Here is a 22,858-nt window from a genome sequence, read left to right on the forward strand (position 1 = left end):
GGGCTGGGGCTTGTGAGATGTGGAGGGGGAGTTGTCGGGCCGGCCGATGGAGGCTTATCGGCCGGGTTCCGCGGGACTTGACACCAATGTGGGCTTTTGCGGCCGGATGCTGGGCTCGGTCTCGGGTTGCTGCGGCTCCACCCGGTCGGCGGTGGGCCGGTAGAAGCGGTCCTCGGCATCGCGGTTCATCACGATGATGCTGATGCGGCGGTTCTGCGGGTCGAGCGGGTCGTCCCGGTTGAATGGCTGGCTGCTGGCCAGGCCCTGCACCCGCAGCACCCGTTCCTCGGTCAGGCCGCCCGCCACCAGCTCCCGCCGCGAGGCATTGGCCCGGTCGGCGGAGAGCTCCCAGTTGCTGTAGCCGGCGCCGCCGGCGCCGAAGGGCTGGGCATCGGTGTGGCCTTCCAGCGTCAGCCGGTTGGGCACCTCCAGCAGCACGCTGCCGATGGCGCGCAGCAGTTCTCGCATGTAGGGTTTGACCACCGCGCTGCCGCTGTCGAACATCGGCCGGCTCAGCTCGTCCACGATCTGGATGCGCAAGCCGTCCCGGGTGAGGTCCAGCTTGATCTGCGAGGCGTACTGCGCCAGCTTGGGGTTGTTCTTGAGCTCGCTCTCGACCTGCTCGCTCAGTTCCTGCAGCCGGGTGGCCTCGGCCACCCGCTGTTCATGGCGCAGCGCCTGCAGGTTGATGGTGTTGCGCGGCGCCTCGACATCGCCGCGCTTGACCTGGCCGTGGCTGCGGGTGAGATCGGTGCCGCCGCCCTTGAGGATCGACGACGAATCGCCCGAGCCCGAGCCGCCATTGAGCAGCGCCACCTTCAGCGGGCTCTGGAAATAGTCGGCGATGCCCTTCTTGTCGCCCTCGGACGTGCTGCCCAGCAGCCACATCAGCAGGAAGAAGGCCATCATCGCGGTCACGAAGTCGGCATAGGCGATCTTCCAGGCACCGCCATGCGCCGCATGGCCGCCCTTCTTGACCTTCTTGACGATGATCGGCTGAAGTTTCTTCGCGTCACCAGCCATCACGCGCTCCGGTCGGGGTGGCGGGTGTCATCACTTCTTCTTCACGTGGGCTTCGAGCTCGCCGAAGGTCGGGCGCACCGTGGACAGCAGCACCTTGCGGCCGAACTCGATGGCCACCTGCGGGGCATAGCCCTGCATGCTGGCCAGCAGCGTGGTCTTGATGCACTGCAGCTCCTTCGCACTCTCTTCCAGCTTTTGCTCCAGCAGGCCGGCCAGCGGCTCGGCGAAGGCATAGGCCAGCAGAATCCCCAGGAAGGTGCCGACCAGGGCCGAGCCGATCATCGCGCCCAGCACCGCCGGCGGCTGGCCCACCGAGCCCATGGTCTTCACCACGCCCAGCACCGCGGCCACGATGCCGAAGGCGGGCAGGCCGCCGGCGATGCGCTGGATGGCGCCCACCGGGGCATGGGCTTCCTGGTGGTGGGTCTCGATCTCGCTGTCCATCAGCGACTCGATCTCATGGGCATTGAGGTTGCCCGAGACCATCATGCGCAGGTAGTCGGTGATGAACTCGGTGACATGGTGGTCGTTGCCCACCGTCGGATACTTCTGGAACAGCGGGCTGCTGTGGGGGTCTTCCACGTCCTTCTCGATCGACATCAGGCCCTCCTTGCGGGCCTTCTGCAGGATGTCGAACATCAGGGCCAGCAGCTCCATGTACCGGTCCTTGGTGTACTTGCTGCCCTTGAAGCACATGCCCACGCCGGCCATGGTGGACTTGATCACCACCATCTGGTTGTTGACGATGAAGGCGCCCAGGGTGGCGCCGCCGATCATGGCCATTTCCCAGGGCAGCGCCTTCAGGATCGGCCCCATGTTGCCGCCGTGCGCGACGAACACGCCGAACACGCAGCCCAGGACCACGACCCAACCGATGATGACGAACATGGTGTTTCGCTGTGCAGGACGGCCCGCGCCGCGGAGTGCGGCAGCTGACAAGGCCTCAGCGTTTTATCGGCAGGGGTGGGGCCGAGTTGAGCCGGCTTCGGCCGCGCTTCCACCCACGCGGTAGGCCCACACCCGGCGCGCGCCCGGCTGGCCCAGTGCCAGATCGGCCTCGCGGCCGGGCACGGCGAAGTCCAGGCTCACCAGCCAGGCACCGGGCGCCAGTTCGGCGCAGGCCTTGTCCCAGGCGCGCGCCATGCTCTCGGGCCGCTGGAACAGGTAGACCACCTGGCAGCCCTGCCAGGGCAGCGCCCACATGTCGCCCCGCCGCACGTGGGCCCAGGGGCAGCGCAGCGCGCAGGCCAGGCGCAGCAGCCAGCTCCACTCCACCCCTTCGATGCGGGCCTGCGGCCAGGCGCGGTGCAGCGCGCGCAGCCCGTCGCCCAGGCCGCAGCCGGCATCCAGCACACGGGCGCCGGGCGCCAGCGGCAGTGCGGCCGGCAGGCCGTCCAGGGCATCGACGGGCGTGGGGAACAGCGGTGCATCGCGCCAGGCCCGCAGCGGATAGGCGGCCAGCAGCAGGCCCATCGGCAGCAGCCAGGCCCAGGCCGGCAGCGCCGCCGCACCGCTGAGCGCGGCCGAGACCGGAAATCCTGCGGCCATGAACAGCCGCCGCCAGGCGCTGGCCTGCCGCGGCAACAGCGCCAGCCCGCTGCCGGCCAGGGCGGCCAGCAGCCAGGGCAGTGCCGGCGGCCAGGCTCGGGCGGCGGCCAGCGGCGCCAGCGGCCACAGCAGCGCCCAGGCCATCAGCCAGGTGCACAGCGCCGGCAGTGGCCAGGGCAGGCGCAGGCGTGGCAGGGCAGCGGTCAGGGGACGGGCCGGCATGGGCGCAGTGTCGCCAGCCGGCGCGGCGGCCGGTCGGCCGAACAGGCGGACAGTTCCGGCCTGTTGCGCCCGCCAAGAAAAACGGGCGAGATCCCGAAGGATCCCGCCCGGAAAGCACAGAAGCTGTGCCAGGAGGAGACAAGCAAGAAACCGGATCAAGCGGCTGGCATTGACGCCAGCCAGGAACAATTCAAATCAGACCTGGCAGAAATCGGCCGCCGGGGCGCGGTCTGCAGGTCTGCGACAAGCGCACCTCAGTCGACCATGCAATCCTGCGCACTCGGCAGGCGGATGGCGCCGGCATTGCGGCCCTTGCCGGCGCGCGCCGGCGGGTTGCACAGGCCGCACACATAGTGGCGGGCGATCTCATGGGGGTGGGTCACGTAGTGGCCGCCGCACTTGCTGCACTTGGTCATCGTCAGCATGCCGTTGTCGACGAACTTCACCAGGCGCCAGGCGCGGGTGACCGACAGCTGCGGCTCCAGGCCCTGGGCCGACACCTGCTCCATGTAGAGCTTGTAGGCCTTGATCACGGTGTCGATCTCGTCGAGCTCGGCCACCTTGTTCAGGTACTCGTGGATGTTGAGGAAGAGGCTGGCATGGATGTTGGGCTGCCAGGTCATGAACCAGTCGGTGGAGAACGGCAGCTGGCCCTTGCTGGGGCTCTTGCCGGCGACCTCCTTGTACAGGCGCAGCAGGCGCTCGTAGCTGAGGTCGGTCTCGCTCTCCAGCACCTGCAGGCGGGCGCCGAGCTTGATCAGCTCCACGGCGGTGTCGATCTGCTTGGCTTCGGTCAGGATGCTCTTGGTGCGCGACATGGTGCTCTCTCCGTCTTCTGTTGGTCTGTTCTGGCTGGGCAGCGCCGTGCGTCAGGCGGCCTCTTGATGGCGGCCGGCCATCAGGATGGACGCATGCAGGCGGCTGACGCTCTCGTTGGCCGCGCTCTTGCCGTGGCTGGTCAGCAGGCCCCAGACCAGGTCGTCGTCGCAGCGCATGCGGCACAGCAGGGTGCTGCCCGAGGCGATCTTCATCATCTGCGCCGGGGTCAGCGCGGCGATCATCGCCGCCGAGTCCTCGCTCAGGCCCAGACGGAACAGCGCCTGGTCGCGGTCGGTGCGGATCAGGGTCTGCGCCAGCATCAGGTACGACAGGTTGGCTTCGCGGATCTCGGCGAGGATCTGGTCAGAGTTCATGGTGGGCATCCGGTGGTGGTGGGGTGTGGGCGGCTTGTCTGCGTGTTGCCGGTGTGTGAACCCGGCGTGAAACGAACTGTAGGGATCGCAACAGGGCCGCAACATCAGCCCAATTCGTGATCTTGAGTCCCCGTTCTTCCGGGGGGCGTGTCAGGCAAATTCCTACAAGGCGGTCGGTGTCGGGGCGGAAACCGCGCCGCACCGGGGCCACATAGCGCACGGAAGCCGGGCCCGGCGCATTGAAGTGCAGCCCGGCGCTGCCGACACTGCAGCAAGGCCGCACGCGGCACCGCGCGCCACCCACTGCAAGGCCCACCCATGCTGATCGACCTGCTGAACACGCTGTTCCACCTGCTGCTGCCCTGGGTGCTGGGCGCCGTGGTGGTGGGCGCTGTGGTCGTCGTGCTGCTCGGCCGCAGGCCGGCGCGGCGGCGGCCCGCGGCCCCCGAGCCCGAACCAGAGCCCGCCCCCACGATCGCCGCCGCCCCGGCGCCCCGCCCTGCCCCGCCGCCGGCCGCGCACCCGCCGACCCCAGCTGCACCCACCCCGGCGCCGGCGCCAGCGGCCAGCCCCCCGCCCGCCCTGCAGGCCGACCTGCTGCTGGTCGACGACTCGGCCGTGGTGCGGGCCAAGCTGCGCCGCCTGTTCGAGCCCGCCGGCTACCAGGTGGCACTGGCACGCGATGGCGAAGAGGCCCTGGCCCTGCTGCAGGCGGGCCGCTATGCGCTGCTGGTCACCGACCTGGAGATGCCCAGGCTCGACGGTGTGGGCCTGGTGCGTGCGGTGCAGCTGCAACCCGGCCTGGCGGCGATGCCCATCCTGGCCATCACCGGGCACGACGATCTCCAGGCCCAGCTGAACCAGCTGCAGGCCGTGGCCGGCATCTACCGCAAGCCCTGGATCGACGACGACCTGCTGGGCCATGTGCAGGCCCTGGTGCAGCCGTCGATGGTGCCGGCGCACGCCGCCGACGACTGACGCCGGCCCGCTCTGGCCGGCAAACACCGCGCTTTTCCAGGTTTGACCGTCCACCGGGGCTCCCTAGACTGGGCTTCCCCGATTGACGGAGTTGCGTGATGAACGCCATTGCCCTGGCCATGCCCACCCCCCTGCCCGCTGCCGCACTGCCGGCCCAGCCCGCACCGGCCATGGCGGTGCCCATGGCACCGGTGGCCGGGTTCAACCTGCTGGCCGACACCTGCGTCGAGCAGACGGCCGAACTGCTGCGCCTGGCCTGCCGCCGCGGCCAGCTGGAAGATGCGAGCGCCGCTGCCCGCATCGCCCTGACGCTGGCACAGCCGCACTCGCCGCACGCCGCCATGCTGCAGGCCCTGGCGCAAGCCCAGCCGGCGCTGATGGTGCCGCCCGAGGAACGCCGCCTGTACCTGGTGCGCGGCGCCGACGGCAACGCCCAGGGCGTGATCCGGCTGCGCGACAACGGCCGCATCGGCCTGACCGTGCCGGCCGGCGCCGAGCGCTGGCAGCTGCGCGACGGCAACCTGGAGCTGAGCGATGCCAGCGGCCAGGCCAGCGCCCGCTTCATGCTGTGCGGCGACCGCAACGGCCTGCGCCTGTACCTGGGCGAGCGCACCGCCGACGGCCAGCCCTGCGTGCTGCAGGAGCTGCGCTGCACCTACACCCGCCTGAGCCTGCTCGATCCCGAGCTGGTCGACCCGTTCTGCAGCCTCTACAGCGCCGAGGAGATGGTGCCGGCCGAGCTGCCCGAGCGCGCCGCCCTGCTGCTGGGCGCCCCCCACACCCGCACCGACCGGCTGGCGCAGACCCTGAACCGCAGCACCGGCGTGCTGTTCGACGGCGACCTGCTGCATCCGCAAGGCATGCAGCTGCACGACAGGCTGCTCAGCCGCAGTGCCTCGCGCACCCTGCATGCACTGCGCGCCAAGGATGCACCCTGGTTCGCCCGCATGATGCTGGGCCGCTCACACGACGCGGCAGGCCGTGACCTGGCGGCCATGCAGGTACGCGGCTTCACCATGGCGCCGGCGCACAGCCCGGAGGCCCTGGCCTGGGCCCTGGCCGAGCCGGGCCTGCGCATCGTGCATGTGATGCGCAGCAACCTGCTGGCCGAGTTTGCCGACGTGCTGTGCGAACAGCAGGCCAATGCGGTGCAGGCTCTGCACTTCGAGCCCGAACGCTTCGGCCGCTTCATCGAGATGAAGCAGCGCCACCTCGACGGCCTGCGCCAGCAGCTGCGCCAGCGCAACGGCGACACGGTGGAGGTGGACGGCAGCCGCCTGAACCAGGCCACGGTCGCCGAGCTGCTGGGCTTCCTGTCCGACAACCCCGACACCGCCCGCATCGCCTGCGAGGCCGTGCCGATCAGCGGCCAGCGGGTGATCGAGCGCTTCGACAACCCCGATGCGGTGCTGCCCTGCCTGCGCGCCCTGGACCGCCCGGGCTGGGCCGAGGCCGAAGGCGAGATCGTCGACCCGCTCTGACGCACCGGCTGCGGCCGTGCCATCCAACGGGGGCCTGCGGGCCCCCGTTTGCTTGGAGCGCCGCCGACCCAACCCATGAACTGAGGGGTCTCGACCTGCCAGTTCGGGGCATGCACGCCGACCGACACGGCTCCAGACGGCAGCCAAACCGGTCACTTGAGACCTTCAATGTGGCCATCGGCGTGACAGACCTCTCGCTTTCTGCCCGAAGCCATCTTGACACGCTTGGAAATTGTTTTGCGTGAACCCCTCAAGTTGAAAAACCGATTCGCCGATACCCAAACCAACGGGCGGTCCAAACAAGACCACCGCGGTCCGGTTAGCCGGCCGATGGACGACAGGCCACTCAAGGTGACCCAAGAACATAGGCGACTAGCGCGGGCGTGCTGAGCAGATTGCTGTTGGGCAACTGTTCGGCGTGCAACGGTGGTGAGCTTGAGTTCACGCCACCACCCGAGTAACGCCGGCGCTCCCGCCGGGATTCATCGAAGCTGAAAGGAAATTACCGTGCCCCAAACCATCAACACCAACCTGACTTCGATCAACGCACAGAGGAACCTGTCGATGTCGCAGTCTTCGCTGTCGGTCTCCATGCAGCGCCTGTCCTCAGGCCTGCGGGTCAACTCTGCCAAGGACGACGCCGCCGGCCTGGCCATTGCCGAGCGCATGACAAGCCAGGTACGCGGCATGAACGTGGCCATCCGCAACGCCAACGACGGCATCTCGATGTCGCAGACGGCCGAAGGCGCGATGGGCAAGGTCGCGGACTCGCTGCAGCGCATGCGTGAACTGTCGGTGCAGGCGGCCAACGCCACCAACTCCGACAGCGACAAGGATTCGCTGGACAAGGAGTTCGGCGAACTGGCCAAGGAAATCCAGCGCGTGCTCGGCGGCACCACCTTCAACGGGCTGAACATCCTCGGCACCGAGGCTGCCGCGTTCCGCTTCCAGGTGGGTGCCAACACCACGGCCGACGACACCATCGACATCACCACCACCGACCTGACGGCCGACGCCACCATCACCGCGGTGGCCGGCACCGACAACACCGGCTCCGGCCGCGCGTTCATCGACAACACCGCCGATGCCACCACCATCCAGGGCGTGATCGACAACATCGATGTGGCGCTGGACACGGTCAACAGCCAGCGTGCGGTGATGGGTGCCTCGCAGTCGCGCTTCGAGTCGGTGATCACCAACCTGCAGATCTCGGTGGAGAACCAGAGTGCAGCCAAGAGCCGCATCATGGACACCGACTTCGCTGCGGAAACCGCGAACCTGAGCCGCGCGCAGATCCTGCAGCAGGCCGGCAACGCGATGGTTGCGCAGGCCAACCAGCTGCCCCAGCAGGTCTTGACACTGCTTCGATGACCTCCTGGCGGCTGCGCTGAGCGAGCGCCACGGTGGTGGCAATCCAGCACGCGCACCACCCGCCCCCACAGGCTGACGACGCGCCGATCCCCTCCTGGACGGCGCGTTATTTTTTTTCACGGGCAGGCCGCTGGCACCATCAAGACCGGCAGCCAGTCGTCCGATAAGCCTTGAAGCAGTCGACCAACTCTGCTGACCCGCCGCAGGACATCCCTGCTGGGGTCCATCCGAGCGAAGGACAAGTTCGTGCCGCAGACCATCAACACCAACATCATTGCGCTGAATGCGCAGCGCAACCTGGCTGGATCGCAGTCGTCATTGACCAGCTCGATGCAGCGCCTGTCGTCCGGCCTGCGGGTCAACACGGCCAAGGACGATGCCGCGGGCATGGCCATCGCCGAGCGCATGACCTCGCAGATCCGCGGCATGACCGTGGCCGCGCGCAATGCCAACGACGGCATCTCGCTGGCGCAGACGGCCGAGGGCGCGCTGGGCAAGGTCTCCGATTCCTTCCAGCGCATGCGTGAGCTGGCGGTGCAGGCGGCCAACGCCACCAACTCCGACAGCGACAAGGATTCGCTGGACAAGGAGTTCGGCGAGCTGGCCAAGGAAATCCAGCGCGTGCTGGGCGGCACCACCTTCAACGGCCTGGCCATCCTGGGCGGCGATGCCGGCGTGCAGGTGTTCCAGGTGGGCGCCAACACCAGCAGCAACGACACGGTCAGCATCACCACCACCAACATGACGGCCAATGCCGACATCACCGCGGTGGCCGGCACCGACAACACCGGCGGCACCCGGGTGAAGATCGACAAGGACGCCAGTGCCGGCGACATCCAGGGCGTGATCGACGACATCGACACCGCGCTGGACACGATCAACGGCGAGCGCGCCACGCTCGGCGCATCGCAGTCGCGCTTCGAGGCGGCGATCTCCAACCTGCAGATCTCGATCGAGAACCAGAGCGCCGCGCGCAGCCGCATCGTCGACACCGATTTCGCGGTGGAGACGGCCAACCTCAGCCGGGCGCAGATCCTGCAGCAGGCCGGCAATGCGATGGTGGCCCAGGCCAACCAGCTGCCCCAGCAGGTGCTGCAGCTGCTCCGTTAGGCGCGCCACCCCGCCACGCCATCCGAAGGCCCCGCCGGCACCCTGCCGGCGGGGCCTTCGCCATTTGGGGCGCCCGGGGGCGAACAAGCGGGGCTTCGGTCCTCAATTCAGGGTTTCAGAAAACGGCAGCTTTTCCACAATGGCCCCAACGCTTGAGACGCCGATCCGGCGACACCACCAGGAGTGGCCCACATGCCCCAGACGATCAACACGAACCTTGCTTCGCTGAACGCACAGCGCAGCCTGAACACGTCGCAGGGTTCCCTGGCGACCTCGATGCAGCGCTTGTCCTCGGGCATGCGTGTCAACTCCGCGAAGGACGATGCCGCCGGCCTGGCCATCGCCGAGCGCATGAACTCGCAGGTCCGCGGCATGAACGCCGCCATCCGCAATGCCAACGACGGCATCTCGATGGCGCAGACCAGCGAAGGCTCGATGGGCAAGGTGGCCGACGCCCTGCAGCGCATGCGCGAGCTGGCGGTGCAGTCGGCCAACGCCACCAACTCCGCCAGTGACAAGGATTCGCTGGACAAGGAGTTCGGCGAGCTGGCCAAGGAAGTGCAGCGCATCCTGGGCGCCACCACCTTCAACGGCAAGCATGTGCTGGGCACGGATGCCGGCAGCATGCAATTCCAGGTGGGTGCCAACACCACGGCCGACGACACCATCGACATCACCACCATCGACCTGACGGCCGATGCCACCATCACCGCGGTGGCGGGCACCGACAACACCGGCGCCGGCCGGGCCTTCATCGACAACACGGCCGATGTGGCGGCCATCCACACGGTGATCGACAACATCGACACCGCGCTGAACACGATCAACGCCGAGCGCGCCACGCTGGGCGCGTCGCAGAACCGCTTCGAGGCGGTGATCGCCAACCTGCAGGTGTCGGTGGAGAACCAGAGCGCGGCCAAGGCCCGCATCATGGATGCCGACTTCGCGGCGGAAACCGCCAACATGAGCCGCGCACAGATCCTGCAGCAGGCCGGCAACGCGATGGTGGCCCAGGCCAACCAGCTGCCGCAGCAGGTGCTGCGCCTGCTGCAGAGCTGAGCTGCGCCGCGGCAGCGCCCCGCCCTCCTGCCACGGCCCGGCCCTCCCGGGCCGTTGTCGTTGGTGGCGGCGCCCCTCAAGTGGCGGCGCGCGCGGCCGAAACAACGCTTGCGAAGGAGCAAATCCACCATGGCCACTTCCGTTTCCGGCGTCGGCAGCATCACCTCCACGGGCATCGGCAGCGGCCTGGACGTCGCCAGCATCCTCGACCGCCTGATGGCGGTGGAGCAGCGCCCGCTCAACCTGCTGCAGACCGCGGCCACCAACCTCAGCACCAAGCTGTCGAACGTGGGCAAGCTGCAGGGCTACTTCGCCACCCTGCGCGACAAGGCCAATGTGCTGACCGCCCCCACGCTGTGGAGCGGCACCACCGCCACCTCGGCCGACACCAGCGCGGTGACGGTGGCCACCGGCAGCGGCGCGGTGGCCGGCAGCTATGCGGTCAACGTCAGCCGCCTGGCCGTGGGGCAGACGGTGACCAGCACCGCCCAGCCGGCGTCCACCAGCACCCTGGGCACCGGCACCCTCACCATCGAGCTGGGCACCTGGGGCGCCGGCGAGCCGGCGGCCGATTTCACCGCCAAGGCCGGCAGCAGCCCGGTGACCATCAACATCGGCGATGGCGAGACCAGCCTCGCGGCCATCCGCGACAAGATCAACAGCGCCGGCGCCGGTGTCACCGCCACCCTGGTGACCGATGCCTCGGGCACCCGGCTGAGCCTGCGCTCGCAGGCCACCGGCAGCGAGAACGCCTTCCGCGTCAGCGTGGCCGAGGCCACCCCGGACGGCAACGACGCCACCGGCCTGTCGATGCTGGCCTATGACGCCAGCGCTGCCGCCAGCCCGATGCTGCGCTCCACCACCGCGGCCAATGCCGCGCTCACGGTCAACGGCATCGCGCTCAGCTCGGCCAGCAACACGCTCAGCGGCGTGGTCGACGGCCTGACGCTGAACCTGATCAAACCCACCGCCGGCGACGTGGCGGTGAGCGTGGCCACCGACACCGCCTCGGCCAAGACCGCGATCACCGATTTCGTCGCAGCCTTCAACACCCTGGCCGGCTTCATCCGCACCCAGACGGCCTACAACGCCGACAGCAAGACCGCCGGCGCGCTGCAGGGCGACCAGAGCACGCTGTCCCTGCAGAGCCAGCTGCGTGCGGTGCTCAACGAGGGCAGCACCGCCTCGTCGACCTGGTCGCGGCTGTCGGACATCGGCCTGGCGCTCAAGAGCGACGGCACGCTGGAAACCAATGCCACCAAGCTGGACAACGCCCTGGGCAACCTGCCCGAGCTGAAGAAGCTGCTGGCCGGCGACGGCAGCAGCACCGCCGAGATGGGCTTCGTGCGGCGCTTCAAGAACCTGGCCGATGCCGCGCTGGGCAGCAGCGGCGTGTTCGAAAGCCGCAGCAGCAGCCTGCAGGCCAGCATCGACCGCAACGGCAAGTCGCAGGACACGATGGAGCTGAAGCTGGAGAAGACCCGCGCCCGGCTGCAGGCCCAGTACTCGGCGCTGGACACCAAGATGGCCTCGCTGACCAACCTCAGCAGCTACATGACGCAGCAGATCACCCAGATGAACCGGTCGTCCGGCTGAGCGTCCCCACCCCACGCCAGGCCCGCGGGCCGGCCGGTGCACCGCACTGGCCGGCCCGCGGCGCTTGCGGCCACGGTCTGTCGCACACCCGTGCAACCCCGGAGCTTCCCCGCCTCAAGTCTGGCGGCGACGGTCCGATAAATCCTTCAACACCGACGCTTCCGCCCGCCCACCCCCGACGCCAGGCCCTCCATGTTCAGCGCACCGCACAGCAGTTCCAACCCGCAGGCACGCCAGTTCGCCGGCGCCTACCACCAGGTGGGCGTGCAGACCATGGTGGCCAGCGCCTCGGCGCACGGCCTGGTGGCACTGCTGTTCGACGGCTTCATGGCCGCGGTGCACCGGGCCAAGGGTGCCATGCGCCAGGGCGACATCGCGGGCAAGGGCCAGGCCATCGGCCATGCGGTGCGCATCATCGACGAGGGTCTGAAGTCCGCCCTCGACCTCAAGGCCGGCGGCAAGCTCGCGGCCGACCTGTCCGACCTGTATGCCTACGTCTGCCTGCGCCTGATCCAGGCCAACCTGAACAACGACGAGGCAGCGCTGGACGAATGCCTGACCCTGGTGACGCCGCTGCGCGACGCCTGGCAGGCCATCGGCGACCGGGTGGACAGCCCGGGCAGGAACTGAACCAGACCAGGACGTCCATGCCTGCCTCACCAGCGAGCCCCTCCATGAACAGCAGTCTGATCAGCTATTACGAAGCCATCGAGAAGGCCAGCGCCGACATGCTCGACGCCGCGCGCGCCGGCAACTGGGACCATGTGATCAAGCTCGAGGGCGCCTGCGTGCTGCTGATCAGCCAGCTGAAGAACGCCGCCCGCGGCGCGGCACTGAGCAGCGACGAGCACCAGCTGAAATCGCGCATCATGAAGCGCGTGCTGGTCAACGACGCCGAGATCCGTCACCTGGCCGAGCCCTGGCTGGACGACCTGGACCAGATCCTGGCCGGCCGCAACAAGACGCTGCACTGACGCAGCGGCTGCTGGCACCCGGCCATGGCCTTCCTCGACACCCAGCCGGCCCCGCTCGGCGACGACCCGGGCAACGACCCGTATGCCGAGTTCCGCAGCAGCCACCCGCGTGAGGTGCTGGCCCTGCTGCGCGAGCTGCGCGACAGCAGCACGCCGGTGGCGCTGTCGTCGCCCAGCGGCGTGGGCCTGGGCGCCACGGTGTGGACGGTGGATGGCGACCGTGGCCGCATCGCCTTCGACGTGGAGCCCGGCGACCCGCAGCTGCCCGGCCTGGTCGAGGCCAACGAGCTGACGGCGGTGGCCTACCTCGATTCCGTCAAGCTGCAGTTCGACCTGCAGGGCCTGGTGCTGGTGCGCAGCCCGCGCGCCACCGCGCTGCAGGGCCGGCTGCCGGCCTGCGTCTACCGCTTCCAGCGCCGCGCGGCCTTCCGCGTGCGCACCCTCGAACGTGGCGCGCCGGTGGCGCGCCTGCGCCACCCCAGCCTGCCCGACATGCCGCTGGCGCTGCGCATCCTCGACATCAGCATCGGCGGCTGCGCCCTGATGCTGCCCGAGGACGTGCCGCCGCTGCCGCCCGGCCTGGAGATGGGCGGCGTGGTGCTCGACCTCGACACCGACACCCTGCTGGACGTGACCCTGCGCATCCAGCACGCCACCAGCGTGCACGGCAAGGTCAACGGCCTGCGCCTGGGCTGCGAGCTGCTGCGGCTGGACAGCGGCAGCCAGCGCACCCTGCAGCGCTACATCGACCAGACCCAGAAGCGCCGCCGCCTGCTGAGCCTGGACTGATGGCCATGGCGCGCCGGACCGCCCCGGGCTTCACCCTGCTCGAACTGGCCATCGCCCTGGCCATCACCGCCTTGCTGACGGCCATGGCCGTGCCCAGCTACAACGCCCTGGTGGCGCGGCAGCGCCTGCAGGCCACGGCGGAGCACCTGCGCGCCGACATCGCCCTGGCGCGGCAGGAGGCCGGCCGCCGGGCCCAGCCGGTGCACCTGGTGTTCCAGCCCGGCGAACGCTGGTGCTATGCCATCGGCACCCGGCCGGCGGGCGATTGCCTGCAGGCCACCGCCCATCCGGCCAGCGGCCTGATCAAGGTGGTGCGCGGCGCCGACCAGCCCGGCGTGCAGCTGCTGGCGGCCACGCCCATGGCCATCGACAGCCGCACCGGCGGCGCCCTGGGTCCCGGCGGCCTGGCCCGCTTCGCGTCGGCCGAAGGCCAGCAGCTGCAGGTGCGGCTGGGCGCGCTGGGCCATGCCAGCATCTGCGCGCCAGGCGCCAGCGTGGCCGGCAAGCCGCCCTGCCCGCCCGGTCCGGACGGCCGCTGAGCCTGGCACCGGCCGCCGCAGGCGGCCGCCAACCCGTGTCGGTCCGACGCGGTGTCTGTCCGAAGTGGTGTCTGTCCGAAGTGGCAACGGCCGCCACCTGGGGCACAGTGCAACCCAACGCACTGCCCTTCCGGAGACCGCCTGCCATGACCACCGACGCCCCCCGCCTGTCCCATGCCTGCGGCAGCACCGCGCCGCCGCTGCAGGAATGCACCATCGGCCAGGCGCTGGACGCCACCGTGGCCCGCCACGGCGACCGCGAGGCCCTGGTGGTGCCCCACCAGGGCGTGCGCTGGACCTGGCGCCAGCTGGCCGACCAGGCCGATGCCGTGGCCGCCGGCCTGCTGGCCATGGGCCTGCAGCCGGGCGACCGGGTCGGCATCTGGGCGCCCAACTGCGCCGAATGGGTGCTCACCCAGCTGGCCACCGCACGTGCCGGCCTGGTGCTGGTCAACGTCAACCCGGCCTACCGCCGCAGCGAACTGGAGTACGCGTTGAACAAGGTGGGCTGCACCGCCCTGGTGCTGGCCCCGGCGCTGAAGACCAGCGACTACCTCGCCATCGTCAACGACCTGGCGCCCGAGCTGGCCGCCAGCACACCCGGGCAGCTGCAGGCCGCCGCGCTGCCGGCGCTGCGCTGGGTGGTGCGGCTGGGCGAGGCCGCCACACCCGGCATGCTGAACTTCAACGCCATCGCCGGCCTGGCCACCGCCGCCAGCCGCGCCCGGCTAGCGGCGCTGGGCCCGACGCTGCGCGCCACCGATGCGATCAACATCCAGTTCACCAGCGGCACCACCGGCCACCCCAAGGGTGCCACGCTGACCCACCGCAACATCCTGAACAACGGCTTCTTCGTCGGCGAGGCCATCCGGCTGACCGAGGCCGACCGGCTGTGCATCCCCGTGCCGCTGTACCACTGCTTCGGCATGGTGATGGGCAACCTGGGCTGCCTGACCCACGGCGCCACCATGGTCTACCCGGCCGAGGCCTTCGACCCGCTGGCCGTGCTGCAGACGGTGCAGGACGAGCGCTGCACCGCGCTGTACGGCGTGCCGACCATGTTCATCGCCGAACTGGACCACCCGCGCTTCGCCGAATTCGACATCGGCTCGCTGCGCACCGGCATCATGGCCGGCTCACCCTGCCCGATCGAGGTGATGAAGCGGGTGCAGGCGCAGATGCACATGACCGAGGTGACCATCGCCTACGGCATGACCGAGACCTCGCCGGTCAGCACCCAGAGCGCGGTGGACGATCCGCTGGACAAGCGCGTGTCCACCGTCGGCCGGGTGCAGCCGCACCTGGAAGTCAAGATCGCCGACGAGCAGGGCCGGCCGGTGCCGGTGGGCACCACCGGCGAGCTGTGCACCCGCGGCTATTCGGTGATGCAGGGCTACTGGGGCGACCCCGCCAAGACCGCCGAGGCGGTGGACGCCGAGGGCTGGATGCACACCGGCGACCTGGCCACGATGGACGCCGAGGGCTACGTCAACATCGTCGGCCGGCTCAAGGACATGGTCATCCGCGGCGGCGAGAACGTCTACCCGCGCGAGATCGAGGAATTCCTCTACCGCCACCCGGCGGTGCAGGATGTGCAGGTGGTGGGCGTGCCCGATGTGAAGTACGGCGAGGAACTGTGCGCCTGGATCAAGCTGCGGGACGGTGCCGCCGCCACGCCCGACGAGATCCGCGACTTCTGCCGCGGCCAGATCGCCCACTACAAGATCCCGCGCCACATCCGCTTCGTCGACGGCTTCCCGATGACCATCACCGGCAAGATCCAGAAGTACGTGATGCGGCAGGAGACGATCGCGGCGCTCGGCCTGTCGGAGATCAAGACGGCATGACTGCCGCCCGGCGCCGCCTTCGGCGGCGCTACACCTGCATGTTCATGATGTCGGTGTAGGCCTGGACGAGACGATTTCGGACTGACAGCGCGGCGGTGAAGCCGATCTGCGACTTGGCCGAGGCGATCATCGTCTGCTCCACGCTGACGGTGGAGTTGTCGAGCTGCAGCTCGCGCTGCAGGCGGCTGGATTCCAGCTGCGCGTCGCTCACCGCGCGCAGCGCCTGCGCCATCGCGGTGGTGAAGTTCGCCGGCTCGGTGCCGCTGGCGGCCTCGGCACGCCCGGCCTTGCCCAGCCCCACCGCCTGACCCAGCGGCGTGCCGTCCGGCCGCAGGCCGGCGCGGGCCACGGCCTGTTGGAAATCGAAGGGCTTGAGCTCGAGTTTCATGGCGTGTGGTGGTGGCAGCTTTTGCCACGCCCTGCACTCTAGGCGCCGCCCTCGGCCACGATGGTGCGAACTGAAGCCCGAATTGCGGGCTGTTTCCGCCATGCTTGCTGGCACCCGCGTCGAACAATCAATGCCGAACAGGGCCCTGCCTGGCCTGGCCCCCACGACGCCCCACCCCTCCCGACATGGACGCTGCAGTCACCGCCCTGACCCCCGCCAACCAGGCCGCCATGCTGGCCGAGGCCACGCCGGACACGCCGCGCGGCCCGCTGGCCCGGCTGCAGGCGCTGCCCGCACGCAAGAAGACGCTGCTGGCCTTCGGCACAGCCGGCCTGCTGGCGGTGCTGGTGGCGCTGGCGCTGTGGAGCCGCCATGTGCCGATGGCGCCGCTGTTCCCGCAGGTGCTGCCCAACAACGAGCTGGGCCTGGTGGTCGAGCAGCTGACCAAGCTGGGCGAGACCCATGAACTGTCGGGCGGCGGCGGCGGCCTGATCATGGTGCCGGCCGAGCGGGTGAACGCCCTGCGCATGAAGCTGGCCATGGCCGGCCTGCCCAAGTCGGCCCCCAGCGGCTTCGAGGTGATGGACAAGGCCAGCTTCGGCCAGAGCCAGCTGCAGGAGCGCACCCATCTGCAGCGCGCCCTGGCCAGCCAGCTGGAGCAGCAGATCGCCACCATCTCGGCGGTACAGTCGGTCAAGGTGATGGTGGCCCTGGTGGCGCAGACCGGCTTCTACCGCGAGCAGGACAAGCCCAGCGCCTCGGTGGCGCTGACCCTGCTGCCCGGCCGCACGCTGGACCGCAGCCAGATCGCCGGCATCGTCAACATGACGGCCACCGCCGTGCCCGGCCTCAGCCCCAAGGCGGTGAGCATCACCGACCAGGACGGCAACTGGCTGACCCAGCCCGACAGCGAGCTGCGCAGCGATCTCACCCAGCAGCAGCGCGCCCACCTGCGCGAGACCGAGGCCCGGCTGCTGCAGCGGGTCAACGAGATCCTGGAGCCGGCGCTGGGCAAGGACAACCTGCGCGCCACCGTCACCGCCGAGCTGGACTTCAACCAGGTCGAGCAGACCAGCGAGGCCTACGCCCCCAACCAGGGCCCCGAGGCCCGCGCCGCCGTGCGCAGCCAGCAGAGCATCGAGGCCACCGGCACCCTGCCGCCGCAGCCGGTGGGCGTGCCAGGTGCCGCCACCAACCAGGCCCCCACGCCCGCCGCCGCGCCGGCCACCGCCGCGTCGGCTGCGCCGCTGCAGGCCGCCCAGGCCGGCCTGGCCGGCAACAACGCCCGCCGCGAAAGCACCATCAACTACGAGGTGGGCAAGACGGTGGAGGTCAAGCGCGCCGCCACCGGCGAGGTGCGCCGCGTCAACGTGGCCGTGCTGGTCAACCACCGCACCACGCTGGACGCCAAGACCGGCAAGCCCAACAGCGTGCCGCTGCCGCCGGAGGAGCTGGAGAAGCTGACGGCCCTGGTGCAGGAGGCGGTGGGCTTCAACAAGGACCGCGGGGACTCGGTGCGGGTGGTCAACATCCCGTTCCGCGCCGACCCCAAGGCCGACCCCGAGGCCGTTCCGGTGTGGAAGCAGCCCTGGTTGATCGACCTGGTGAAGGCCGGCGCCCTGCCCGCCGCGCTGACCCTGGTCGCGCTGATGCTGCTGTTCGGCGTGGTGCGCCCGGCGCTGCGGCCCGACCCGCCGCCGCCGGCGCCGCCGGAGGCCGAGGCCGCGCTGAATGCGGTGGTCGACGACGCCGAGGCGCTGCCCGGCCCGGACAACGCCGAGCTGCTGGCGCTGGAGAACAACCAGAAGGTCGAGGCCCAGCTGACCGACGCCCGTGAGCTGGCCAAGCAGAACCCGGTGGCAGTGGCCAACATCCTGCGCGCCTGGATGACAGGAGACGAGTGATGGACGAGAACGGTGTCGAAGAGGCAGCCATCCTGCTGATGTCCATCGGCGAGGAGGAGGCGGCCGAGGTCTTCAAGCAGCTCTCGCCCAAGGAGGTGCAGAAGCTGGGCGAGACCATCGCGCGGCTGAAGATCGTGCCGCGCGAGCGCCTGGCCAAGGTGCTGGAGCGCTTTGCCACCAATGCGCTGGACCAGCATGCGCTGGTGTCCGACACCGACGAGTACGTCAAGAGCGTGCTGCGCAAGGCCCTGGGCGAGGACAAGGCCAACCTGCTGATCGACCGCATCCTGCAGGGCAACGATGTCAGCGGCATCGAGGGCCTGAAGTGGATGGACCCCGGCAGCGTGGCCGAGCTGCTGCGCAACGAGCACCCGCAGATCGTCGCGGCGATCATGGTGCACCTGGATGCCGATCTCGCCAGCGAGATCATGAAGTTCTTCACCGAGCGCCAGCGCAATGAGGTGATGGTGCGCATCGCCACGCTGGACGGCATCCAGCCCGCCGCGCTGAAGGACCTGAACGACGTGCTCAGCAACGTGCTGGCCGGCAGCGAGCGCATGCGCAAGGCCTCGCTGGGCGGCGTGAAGACCGCGGCCGAGATCATCAACCTGCTGGGCAGCGCGCTGGAGACCAGCGTGCTCGACTACGTGCGCGAGAGCGACCCCGACCTGGCCCAGAAGCTGATGGACAACATGTTCGGCTTCGACGACCTGGTGAAGGTCGACGACAAGGGCATCCAGATGATCCTGAAGGAAGTCCAGAGCGAATCGCTGGTGCTGGCGCTCAAGGGCGCGGCGCCGGAGATGCGCGACAAGGTCTTCCGCAACATGTCCAGCCGTGCCGCCGAGACCCTGAAGGAAGACCTCGACGGCCGCGGCCCGGTGCGCGTGTCCGACGTGGAGGCCGAGCAGAAGGAGATCCTGAAGATCGTGCGCCGCCTGGTCGAGGAAGGCCAGATCGTGATCGCCAGCGGAGGCGCGGATGAATTCCTCTAGACGCCCGACGCCCCACGAGCGCCTGCACGGCCCGCAGGCCGAGCCGCTGCCCGCGGTGCTGCGCGCCGGCGTGGCCTACACCCGGTTCATCCCGCGCGAGGAGCTGCAGGGCTTCTCGTCCTGGATGCCCGATGCCTTTGCCGAGGCGCCCACCATCATCCAGCCGGCGCAGCCCGGTGCGCCGCATGCGGCGGTGCGCGCCCGCGCCGACGGCGAGCGCGCGCCCGGCCCGCCGGTGCCGGCCTGGCCGGTGCACGAGGCCTTCTCCGACAGCGCGGCCACGCCCGCCGCCGGCAGCGCCGACGCCCCGGCGCCCGAGGCCAGCGCCCCGGCCACGCCGGCCCCCGATGTCACCGCCGCGCTGGCTGCCCAGCGTGCCGAGCTGCTGGCCGATGCCCAGCAGCAGGTGGCCGCCGCCCGCCAGCAGGGCTACCAGGATGGCTACCGCGACGGCCTGGTGGCGCTGGAGAGCTTCAAGGAGAGCTTCGCCACCCAGACCAGCAGCCAGATGGCCCGCGTGCTGCAGGCGCTGGACGACGAACTGGGCCGGCTGGAGCAGGACATGGCCGCCAGCGTGGCCCGCGTGGCCACCGAGCTGGCCCGCCAGGTGGTGCGCAGCGAGCTGCAGGTGCGCCCCGGCCTGGTGGCCCAGGTGGCCCGCGAGGCGGTCAACACCGTGCTGATGAGCGCCCACCACATCACCGTGCTGGTGCACCCCGATGACCATGCCCTGGTCGCCCAGGGCTGCGAAGAGGCGCTGGCCGCCCGCGGCGCCCGCCTGCTGGCCCAGCCGGCGGTGTCCCGTGGCGGCTGCCGGGTGGAATCGGATGCCGGCGTCATCGACGCCCAGGTGGCCACCCGCTGGGCCCAGGCCACCCAGTCGCTGGGCAGCGGCGTCGCATGGGACGACGGCGGTGCCGATGCCGCCGAGGCCGGAGGCGACGCATGAACGGTGCCGGACTGGCCACCGATCTGCAGGCCGATCTGCAGGCCGAACTGCAGGCGGCACCGCAGGCCGAACCGCAGGCCGCCCCCCCGGCGCCGTCCGCCCGCCTGCAGCGCTGGGCCCACTACCTGCGGGATCTGCAGGCCCATGCCGCGGTCAAGGCGCCGCTGCAGACCCACGGCACGCTGGTGCGCGTCACCGGCCTGGTGCTGGAGGCCGCCGGCGTACGCGCGCCGGTGGGCTCGGTCTGCGAGGTGCATGGTGATGCCGGCCCGCCGGTGCTGGCCGAGGTGGTGGGCTTCAACGGCGACCGCGCCTTCCTGATGCCCACCGGCGAGCTGCACGGCCTGTCCAGCGGCGCGCGGGTCACGCCGCGCGGCATCAGCCATGCGCCGCCGCTGCTGGGCCGCGACAACGCGCTGTGGCGCCGCAGCGAGGACCGCGGCCTGCACCTGGCGGTGGGCGACGGCCTGCTGGGCCGGGTGATCGATGCCCATGGCCAGCCGATGGACCGCCTGGGCCCGCTGACCCATGTGCGCAACGAGCCGATGGTGCGCCGCCCGATCAATGCGATGGAGCGCGACCCGGTGCGCACCCCGCTGGACACCGGCGTGCGCGCCATCAACGCCCTGCTCACCGTGGGCCGCGGCCAACGGCTGGGCCTGTTCGCCGGCACCGGCGTGGGCAAGAGCGTGCTGCTGGGCATGATGGCCCGCTACACCGAGGCCGACGTGATCGTGGTCGGCCTGATCGGCGAGCGCGGCCGCGAGGTCAAGGAATTCATCGAGGACATCCTCGGCGAGGACGGCCTGGCCCGCAGCGTGGTGGTGGCCGCACCGGCCGATGCCCCGCCGCTGGTGCGCATGCAGGGCGCCACCTACGCCACCGCGGTGGCCGAGCACTTCCGCGACCAGGGCCGCCATGTGCTGCTGCTGATGGACAGCCTGACCCGCTACGCCATGGCCCAGCGCGAGATCGCCCTGGCCATCGGCGAGCCGCCGGCCACCAAGGGCTACCCGCCCAGCTGCTTCGCCAAGCTGCCGCAGCTGGTCGAGCGCTCGGGCAACGGCCTGAACGGCGTCGGCTCGATCACCGCCTTCTACACCGTGCTGAGCGAGGGCGACGACCAGCAGGACCCGATCGCCGATGCGGCGCGCGGCATCCTGGACGGCCACATCGTGCTCAGCCGCGAGCTGGCCGAGTCCGGCCACTACCCAGCCATCGACGTCGAGAAGTCGATCTCCCGCGTGATGAGCAATGTGAGCCCGCGCGAGCAGGTGGAACTGGCGCGCCGCGCCCGCGGCGTGCTGGCCCGCGTGGGCAAGGCGCGCGACCTGATCCAGCTGGGCGCCTACCAGGCCGGCCACGATGCCGAGCTGGACCAGGCCCTGCAGCTGCACGGGCCGCTGGTCGCGCTGCTGCAGCAGGACATGCACGACCGCGCCCCGCTGGCGCAGAGCCGCGCCCAGCTGGCGCGCCTGATGAACGCCTGATCCCCGCCCCGACCCTGGCCAAGCCCCCATGAGCCTGAACTCCATCGCCCTGCTGCAGACCCTGCTGCAGCGCGCCGAATCCGAGCGCGACACCGCCGCGCTGGCCCTGCGCCAGGCCGAAGGCCTGGTGGCCCAGGCCGAGCAGCAGGGCCAGGCCCTGCACACCTACCGCGGCGAGTACGACCAACGCTGGACGGCCCACTTCCGCACCGCCGGCACGCCCGAGCTGCTGCACTGCCACCGCGGCTTCGGCCAGCGGCTGGACCAGGCGATCGCCCACCACCAGGTCAACACCCAGCACCTGGGCAACCGGGTGCAGCAGGCGCGCAGCCTGCTGCTGGCGCGCGAGCAGCGCGTGGCCGCGGTGCGCAAGCTGATCGAGCGCCGCCAGGCCGAGCTGCAGGCCATCGCCAACCGGCGTGACCAGCGCAGCACCGACGAAGCCGCCCAGCGCGCTGCCAGCGCCCAGCGCGGCCAACACCCGCTGGCCGCTGCGGCCCGCTGATTCCGCCCCGAGCCAAGGAGAGCCCATGCTCAGCCCCCTGCCCGCCCTGCCGATGCCCAACACCCTGCCGCTGCCCGAGGCCGCGGCCCCGGCACGCGACACCCAGCCCGGCGGCGCCGATTTCGCCGCGCTGATGCAGCAGCAGGCCGACCGCCAGGCCGCGCTGCGCGAGGTCGACCAGCAGGTGGCCGCCAGTGCCAGGCCGGCCGAACCGCCGCGCCCGGCGGCATCCGGCAGCGCGCCGCGCCCGGCCAGCGACAACCCGGCCCGCAGCGCCGAGCCGGCCCCCGGCCGCAGCGCGCAGCCTGCCGAAGGCCCCCATGCCAGCGATGCCGCGCGGCCCGGCAAGGACAGTGCCCCCGCGCAGCAGGACGGCGCAGGTGCCGCGCGGTCGGCAGGCGCCGGCGCTGCGCCACCGGCACGCCCGGCCGCGGCATCCGGTCAGGCCGCCGAGGCCGGCGGTTCGGCCGAAGACCCGGCCGCGGCCGATGCCGCGGCCCAGTCGGTTGCAGACACGGCGCACCAGGCCGCCGCCAGCACCGCCAACAGCGCCAGCGCCGCCAGCACCGCCAGCACAGCCCAGTGGGCACGCCACCGTCTGGCCAGCCGCCTGGCCGGCACGCCGCTGCCTGAACTGGGCCAGCTGCCGACGGTCACCCGGTCGGCCGAGGCCGAAGCCGACGCCGACAGACCGGTGCTGGCTGCGAGCAACGACCCGACGGCCAACCCCGCGGCCACCGCACTGCAGGCGTCCGCCCTGCTGCCTGGCCTGCCGCTGCCGGTCGCCCCGACCAGCCAGCCCGTCCCCGCATCCGCCCCGGACGGCAGCGTGACGGCTGCCAGCGCCGCGGCGGCCGCCGCCCCGGGCCTGGACCTGCCGACCACCCTGCCGGCCGG

Annotated in this window: 23 protein-coding genes; 17 read left to right on the plus strand and 6 right to left on the minus strand. The window is 70.7% G+C overall.

What is annotated here, in order from left to right:
• Positions 1-54 precede the first annotated feature (54 nt).
• From motB to flhD, 5 genes are all read right to left on the minus strand, one after another.
• Positions 55-1,023: a flagellar motor protein MotB gene (gene motB / locus FFT10_RS25220; protein ID WP_137735651.1), complete on the minus strand. Its 969-nt coding sequence runs from the start codon at positions 1,021-1,023 to the stop codon at positions 55-57.
• A gap of 30 nt (positions 1,024-1,053) precedes the next feature.
• On the minus strand, positions 1,054-1,911 hold the full coding sequence (motA, locus tag FFT10_RS25225; protein ID WP_137735652.1) for a flagellar motor stator protein MotA: 858 nt from the start codon (positions 1,909-1,911) through the stop codon (positions 1,054-1,056).
• 63 nt (positions 1,912-1,974) lie between these two features.
• Positions 1,975-2,793: a class I SAM-dependent methyltransferase gene (locus FFT10_RS25230; protein WP_228027306.1), complete on the minus strand. Its 819-nt coding sequence runs from the start codon at positions 2,791-2,793 to the stop codon at positions 1,975-1,977.
• 254 nt (positions 2,794-3,047) lie between these two features.
• Positions 3,048-3,611 (minus strand): flagellar transcriptional regulator FlhC, encoded by a 564-nt coding sequence (gene flhC, locus FFT10_RS25235; protein ID WP_137735653.1) that lies wholly within the window; start codon positions 3,609-3,611, stop codon positions 3,048-3,050.
• 51 nt (positions 3,612-3,662) lie between these two features.
• Positions 3,663-3,986: a flagellar transcriptional regulator FlhD gene (gene flhD, locus FFT10_RS25240; RefSeq protein WP_137735654.1), complete on the minus strand. Its 324-nt coding sequence runs from the start codon at positions 3,984-3,986 to the stop codon at positions 3,663-3,665.
• Positions 3,987-4,304: 318 nt separating this feature from the next.
• Between flhD and FFT10_RS28675 the strand changes: the two genes are divergently transcribed.
• The 11 genes from FFT10_RS28675 (at position 4,305) to FFT10_RS25295 (ending at position 15,730) form a co-directional block, all read left to right on the plus strand.
• Entirely contained in the window at positions 4,305-4,964 is a 660-nt protein-coding gene (locus FFT10_RS28675; protein ID WP_137735655.1) for a response regulator, read from the plus strand.
• 98 nt (positions 4,965-5,062) lie between these two features.
• Complete coding sequence (locus FFT10_RS25250; RefSeq protein ID WP_137735656.1) at positions 5,063-6,445, plus strand: hypothetical protein; 1,383 nt, start codon at positions 5,063-5,065, stop codon at positions 6,443-6,445.
• 507 nt (positions 6,446-6,952) lie between these two features.
• Positions 6,953-7,816 carry a flagellin N-terminal helical domain-containing protein gene (locus tag FFT10_RS25255; protein ID WP_137735657.1) on the plus strand — a complete coding sequence of 288 codons (864 nt, stop codon included), beginning with the start codon at positions 6,953-6,955 and terminating at the stop codon, positions 7,814-7,816.
• A 246-nt stretch (positions 7,817-8,062) separates the two neighbouring features.
• The gene (locus FFT10_RS25260; RefSeq protein ID WP_137735658.1) at positions 8,063-8,926 is read left to right on the plus strand and encodes a flagellin N-terminal helical domain-containing protein; all 864 of its coding nucleotides are present in this window, start codon (positions 8,063-8,065) and stop codon (positions 8,924-8,926) included.
• Positions 8,927-9,118: 192 nt separating this feature from the next.
• Complete coding sequence (locus FFT10_RS25265; protein WP_137735659.1) at positions 9,119-9,985, plus strand: flagellin N-terminal helical domain-containing protein; 867 nt, start codon at positions 9,119-9,121, stop codon at positions 9,983-9,985.
• Positions 9,986-10,114: 129 nt separating this feature from the next.
• Positions 10,115-11,581 (plus strand): flagellar filament capping protein FliD, encoded by a 1,467-nt coding sequence (gene fliD, locus FFT10_RS25270; protein ID WP_137735660.1) that lies wholly within the window; start codon positions 10,115-10,117, stop codon positions 11,579-11,581.
• 192 nt (positions 11,582-11,773) lie between these two features.
• On the plus strand, positions 11,774-12,211 hold the full coding sequence (gene fliS, locus FFT10_RS25275) for a flagellar export chaperone FliS (RefSeq protein ID WP_137735661.1): 438 nt from the start codon (positions 11,774-11,776) through the stop codon (positions 12,209-12,211).
• A 44-nt stretch (positions 12,212-12,255) separates the two neighbouring features.
• Complete coding sequence (locus FFT10_RS25280; RefSeq protein WP_137735662.1) at positions 12,256-12,555, plus strand: flagellar protein FliT; 300 nt, start codon at positions 12,256-12,258, stop codon at positions 12,553-12,555.
• Positions 12,556-12,579: 24 nt separating this feature from the next.
• Complete coding sequence (locus FFT10_RS25285) at positions 12,580-13,344, plus strand: flagellar brake protein (RefSeq protein ID WP_137735663.1); 765 nt, start codon at positions 12,580-12,582, stop codon at positions 13,342-13,344.
• A gap of 5 nt (positions 13,345-13,349) precedes the next feature.
• On the plus strand, positions 13,350-13,883 hold the full coding sequence (locus FFT10_RS25290; RefSeq protein ID WP_162520920.1) for a pilus assembly FimT family protein: 534 nt from the start codon (positions 13,350-13,352) through the stop codon (positions 13,881-13,883).
• A 146-nt stretch (positions 13,884-14,029) separates the two neighbouring features.
• Positions 14,030-15,730: an AMP-binding protein gene (locus FFT10_RS25295; RefSeq protein WP_137735664.1), complete on the plus strand. Its 1,701-nt coding sequence runs from the start codon at positions 14,030-14,032 to the stop codon at positions 15,728-15,730.
• Between the two features lie 28 nt (positions 15,731-15,758).
• Here the strand turns inward: FFT10_RS25295 and fliE are convergent, their stop codons facing one another.
• The gene (gene fliE / locus FFT10_RS25300; RefSeq protein WP_137735665.1) at positions 15,759-16,118 is read right to left on the minus strand and encodes a flagellar hook-basal body complex protein FliE; all 360 of its coding nucleotides are present in this window, start codon (positions 16,116-16,118) and stop codon (positions 15,759-15,761) included.
• A gap of 185 nt (positions 16,119-16,303) precedes the next feature.
• Between fliE and fliF the strand changes: the two genes are divergently transcribed.
• The 6 genes from fliF to FFT10_RS25330 form a co-directional block, all read left to right on the plus strand.
• The gene (fliF, locus tag FFT10_RS25305; protein WP_137735666.1) at positions 16,304-18,022 is read left to right on the plus strand and encodes a flagellar basal-body MS-ring/collar protein FliF; all 1,719 of its coding nucleotides are present in this window, start codon (positions 16,304-16,306) and stop codon (positions 18,020-18,022) included.
• Positions 18,022-19,017: a flagellar motor switch protein FliG gene (gene fliG, locus FFT10_RS25310; RefSeq protein WP_137735667.1), complete on the plus strand. Its 996-nt coding sequence runs from the start codon at positions 18,022-18,024 to the stop codon at positions 19,015-19,017. The genes fliF and fliG overlap by 1 nt, the downstream gene beginning before the upstream one ends.
• A complete protein-coding gene (locus tag FFT10_RS25315; RefSeq protein ID WP_228027307.1) occupies positions 19,004-19,966 on the plus strand; it encodes a FliH/SctL family protein in 963 nt (320 codons plus the stop codon). The genes fliG and FFT10_RS25315 overlap by 14 nt, the downstream gene beginning before the upstream one ends.
• Positions 19,963-21,456, plus strand: coding sequence for a flagellar protein export ATPase FliI (fliI, locus tag FFT10_RS25320; RefSeq protein ID WP_137735668.1), 1,494 nt, complete (start codon positions 19,963-19,965; stop codon positions 21,454-21,456). Before FFT10_RS25315 ends, fliI begins: the two co-directional genes overlap by 4 nt.
• Positions 21,457-21,484: 28 nt before the next feature.
• Positions 21,485-21,961, plus strand: coding sequence for a flagellar export protein FliJ (fliJ, locus tag FFT10_RS25325; RefSeq protein ID WP_137735669.1), 477 nt, complete (start codon positions 21,485-21,487; stop codon positions 21,959-21,961).
• A 25-nt stretch (positions 21,962-21,986) separates the two neighbouring features.
• Positions 21,987-22,858, plus strand: an 872-nt coding sequence (locus FFT10_RS25330) for a flagellar biosynthesis protein FlhF (RefSeq protein WP_373282596.1), incomplete at its 3' end; no start/stop codon positions are given.

The sequence above is a fragment of the Pseudaquabacterium pictum genome (assembly GCF_005403045.1).
GTDB lineage: Bacteria > Pseudomonadota > Gammaproteobacteria > Burkholderiales > Burkholderiaceae_C > Pseudaquabacterium > Pseudaquabacterium pictum.

Excerpts from the sequence above, each read along its gene's own strand:
- FFT10_RS28675 (WP_137735655.1), top strand. The coding sequence starts at position 4,305 with ATGCTGATCGACCTGCTGAACACGCTGTTCCACCTGCTGCTGCCCTGG.
- fliI (WP_137735668.1), top strand. The coding sequence starts at position 19,963 with ATGAACGGTGCCGGACTGGCCACCGATCTGCAGGCCGATCTGCAGGCC.
- FFT10_RS25290 (WP_162520920.1), top strand. The coding sequence starts at position 13,350 with ATGGCGCGCCGGACCGCCCCGGGCTTCACCCTGCTCGAACTGGCCATC.
- fliG (WP_137735667.1), top strand. The coding sequence starts at position 18,022 with ATGGACGAGAACGGTGTCGAAGAGGCAGCCATCCTGCTGATGTCCATC.
- FFT10_RS25315 (WP_228027307.1), top strand. The coding sequence starts at position 19,004 with ATGAATTCCTCTAGACGCCCGACGCCCCACGAGCGCCTGCACGGCCCG.
- fliF (WP_137735666.1), top strand. The coding sequence starts at position 16,304 with ATGGACGCTGCAGTCACCGCCCTGACCCCCGCCAACCAGGCCGCCATG.
- FFT10_RS25285 (WP_137735663.1), top strand. The coding sequence starts at position 12,580 with ATGGCCTTCCTCGACACCCAGCCGGCCCCGCTCGGCGACGACCCGGGC.
- FFT10_RS25280 (WP_137735662.1), top strand. The coding sequence starts at position 12,256 with ATGAACAGCAGTCTGATCAGCTATTACGAAGCCATCGAGAAGGCCAGC.
- fliE (WP_137735665.1), bottom strand. The coding sequence starts at position 16,118 with ATGAAACTCGAGCTCAAGCCCTTCGATTTCCAACAGGCCGTGGCCCGC.
- FFT10_RS25230 (WP_228027306.1), bottom strand. The coding sequence starts at position 2,793 with ATGCCGGCCCGTCCCCTGACCGCTGCCCTGCCACGCCTGCGCCTGCCC.
- fliD (WP_137735660.1), top strand. The coding sequence starts at position 10,115 with ATGGCCACTTCCGTTTCCGGCGTCGGCAGCATCACCTCCACGGGCATC.
- FFT10_RS25295 (WP_137735664.1), top strand. The coding sequence starts at position 14,030 with ATGACCACCGACGCCCCCCGCCTGTCCCATGCCTGCGGCAGCACCGCG.
- fliS (WP_137735661.1), top strand. The coding sequence starts at position 11,774 with ATGTTCAGCGCACCGCACAGCAGTTCCAACCCGCAGGCACGCCAGTTC.
- flhD (WP_137735654.1), bottom strand. The coding sequence starts at position 3,986 with ATGAACTCTGACCAGATCCTCGCCGAGATCCGCGAAGCCAACCTGTCG.
- fliJ (WP_137735669.1), top strand. The coding sequence starts at position 21,485 with ATGAGCCTGAACTCCATCGCCCTGCTGCAGACCCTGCTGCAGCGCGCC.
- FFT10_RS25265 (WP_137735659.1), top strand. The coding sequence starts at position 9,119 with ATGCCCCAGACGATCAACACGAACCTTGCTTCGCTGAACGCACAGCGC.
- motB (WP_137735651.1), bottom strand. The coding sequence starts at position 1,023 with ATGGCTGGTGACGCGAAGAAACTTCAGCCGATCATCGTCAAGAAGGTC.
- flhC (WP_137735653.1), bottom strand. The coding sequence starts at position 3,611 with ATGTCGCGCACCAAGAGCATCCTGACCGAAGCCAAGCAGATCGACACC.
- FFT10_RS25250 (WP_137735656.1), top strand. The coding sequence starts at position 5,063 with ATGAACGCCATTGCCCTGGCCATGCCCACCCCCCTGCCCGCTGCCGCA.
- motA (WP_137735652.1), bottom strand. The coding sequence starts at position 1,911 with ATGTTCGTCATCATCGGTTGGGTCGTGGTCCTGGGCTGCGTGTTCGGC.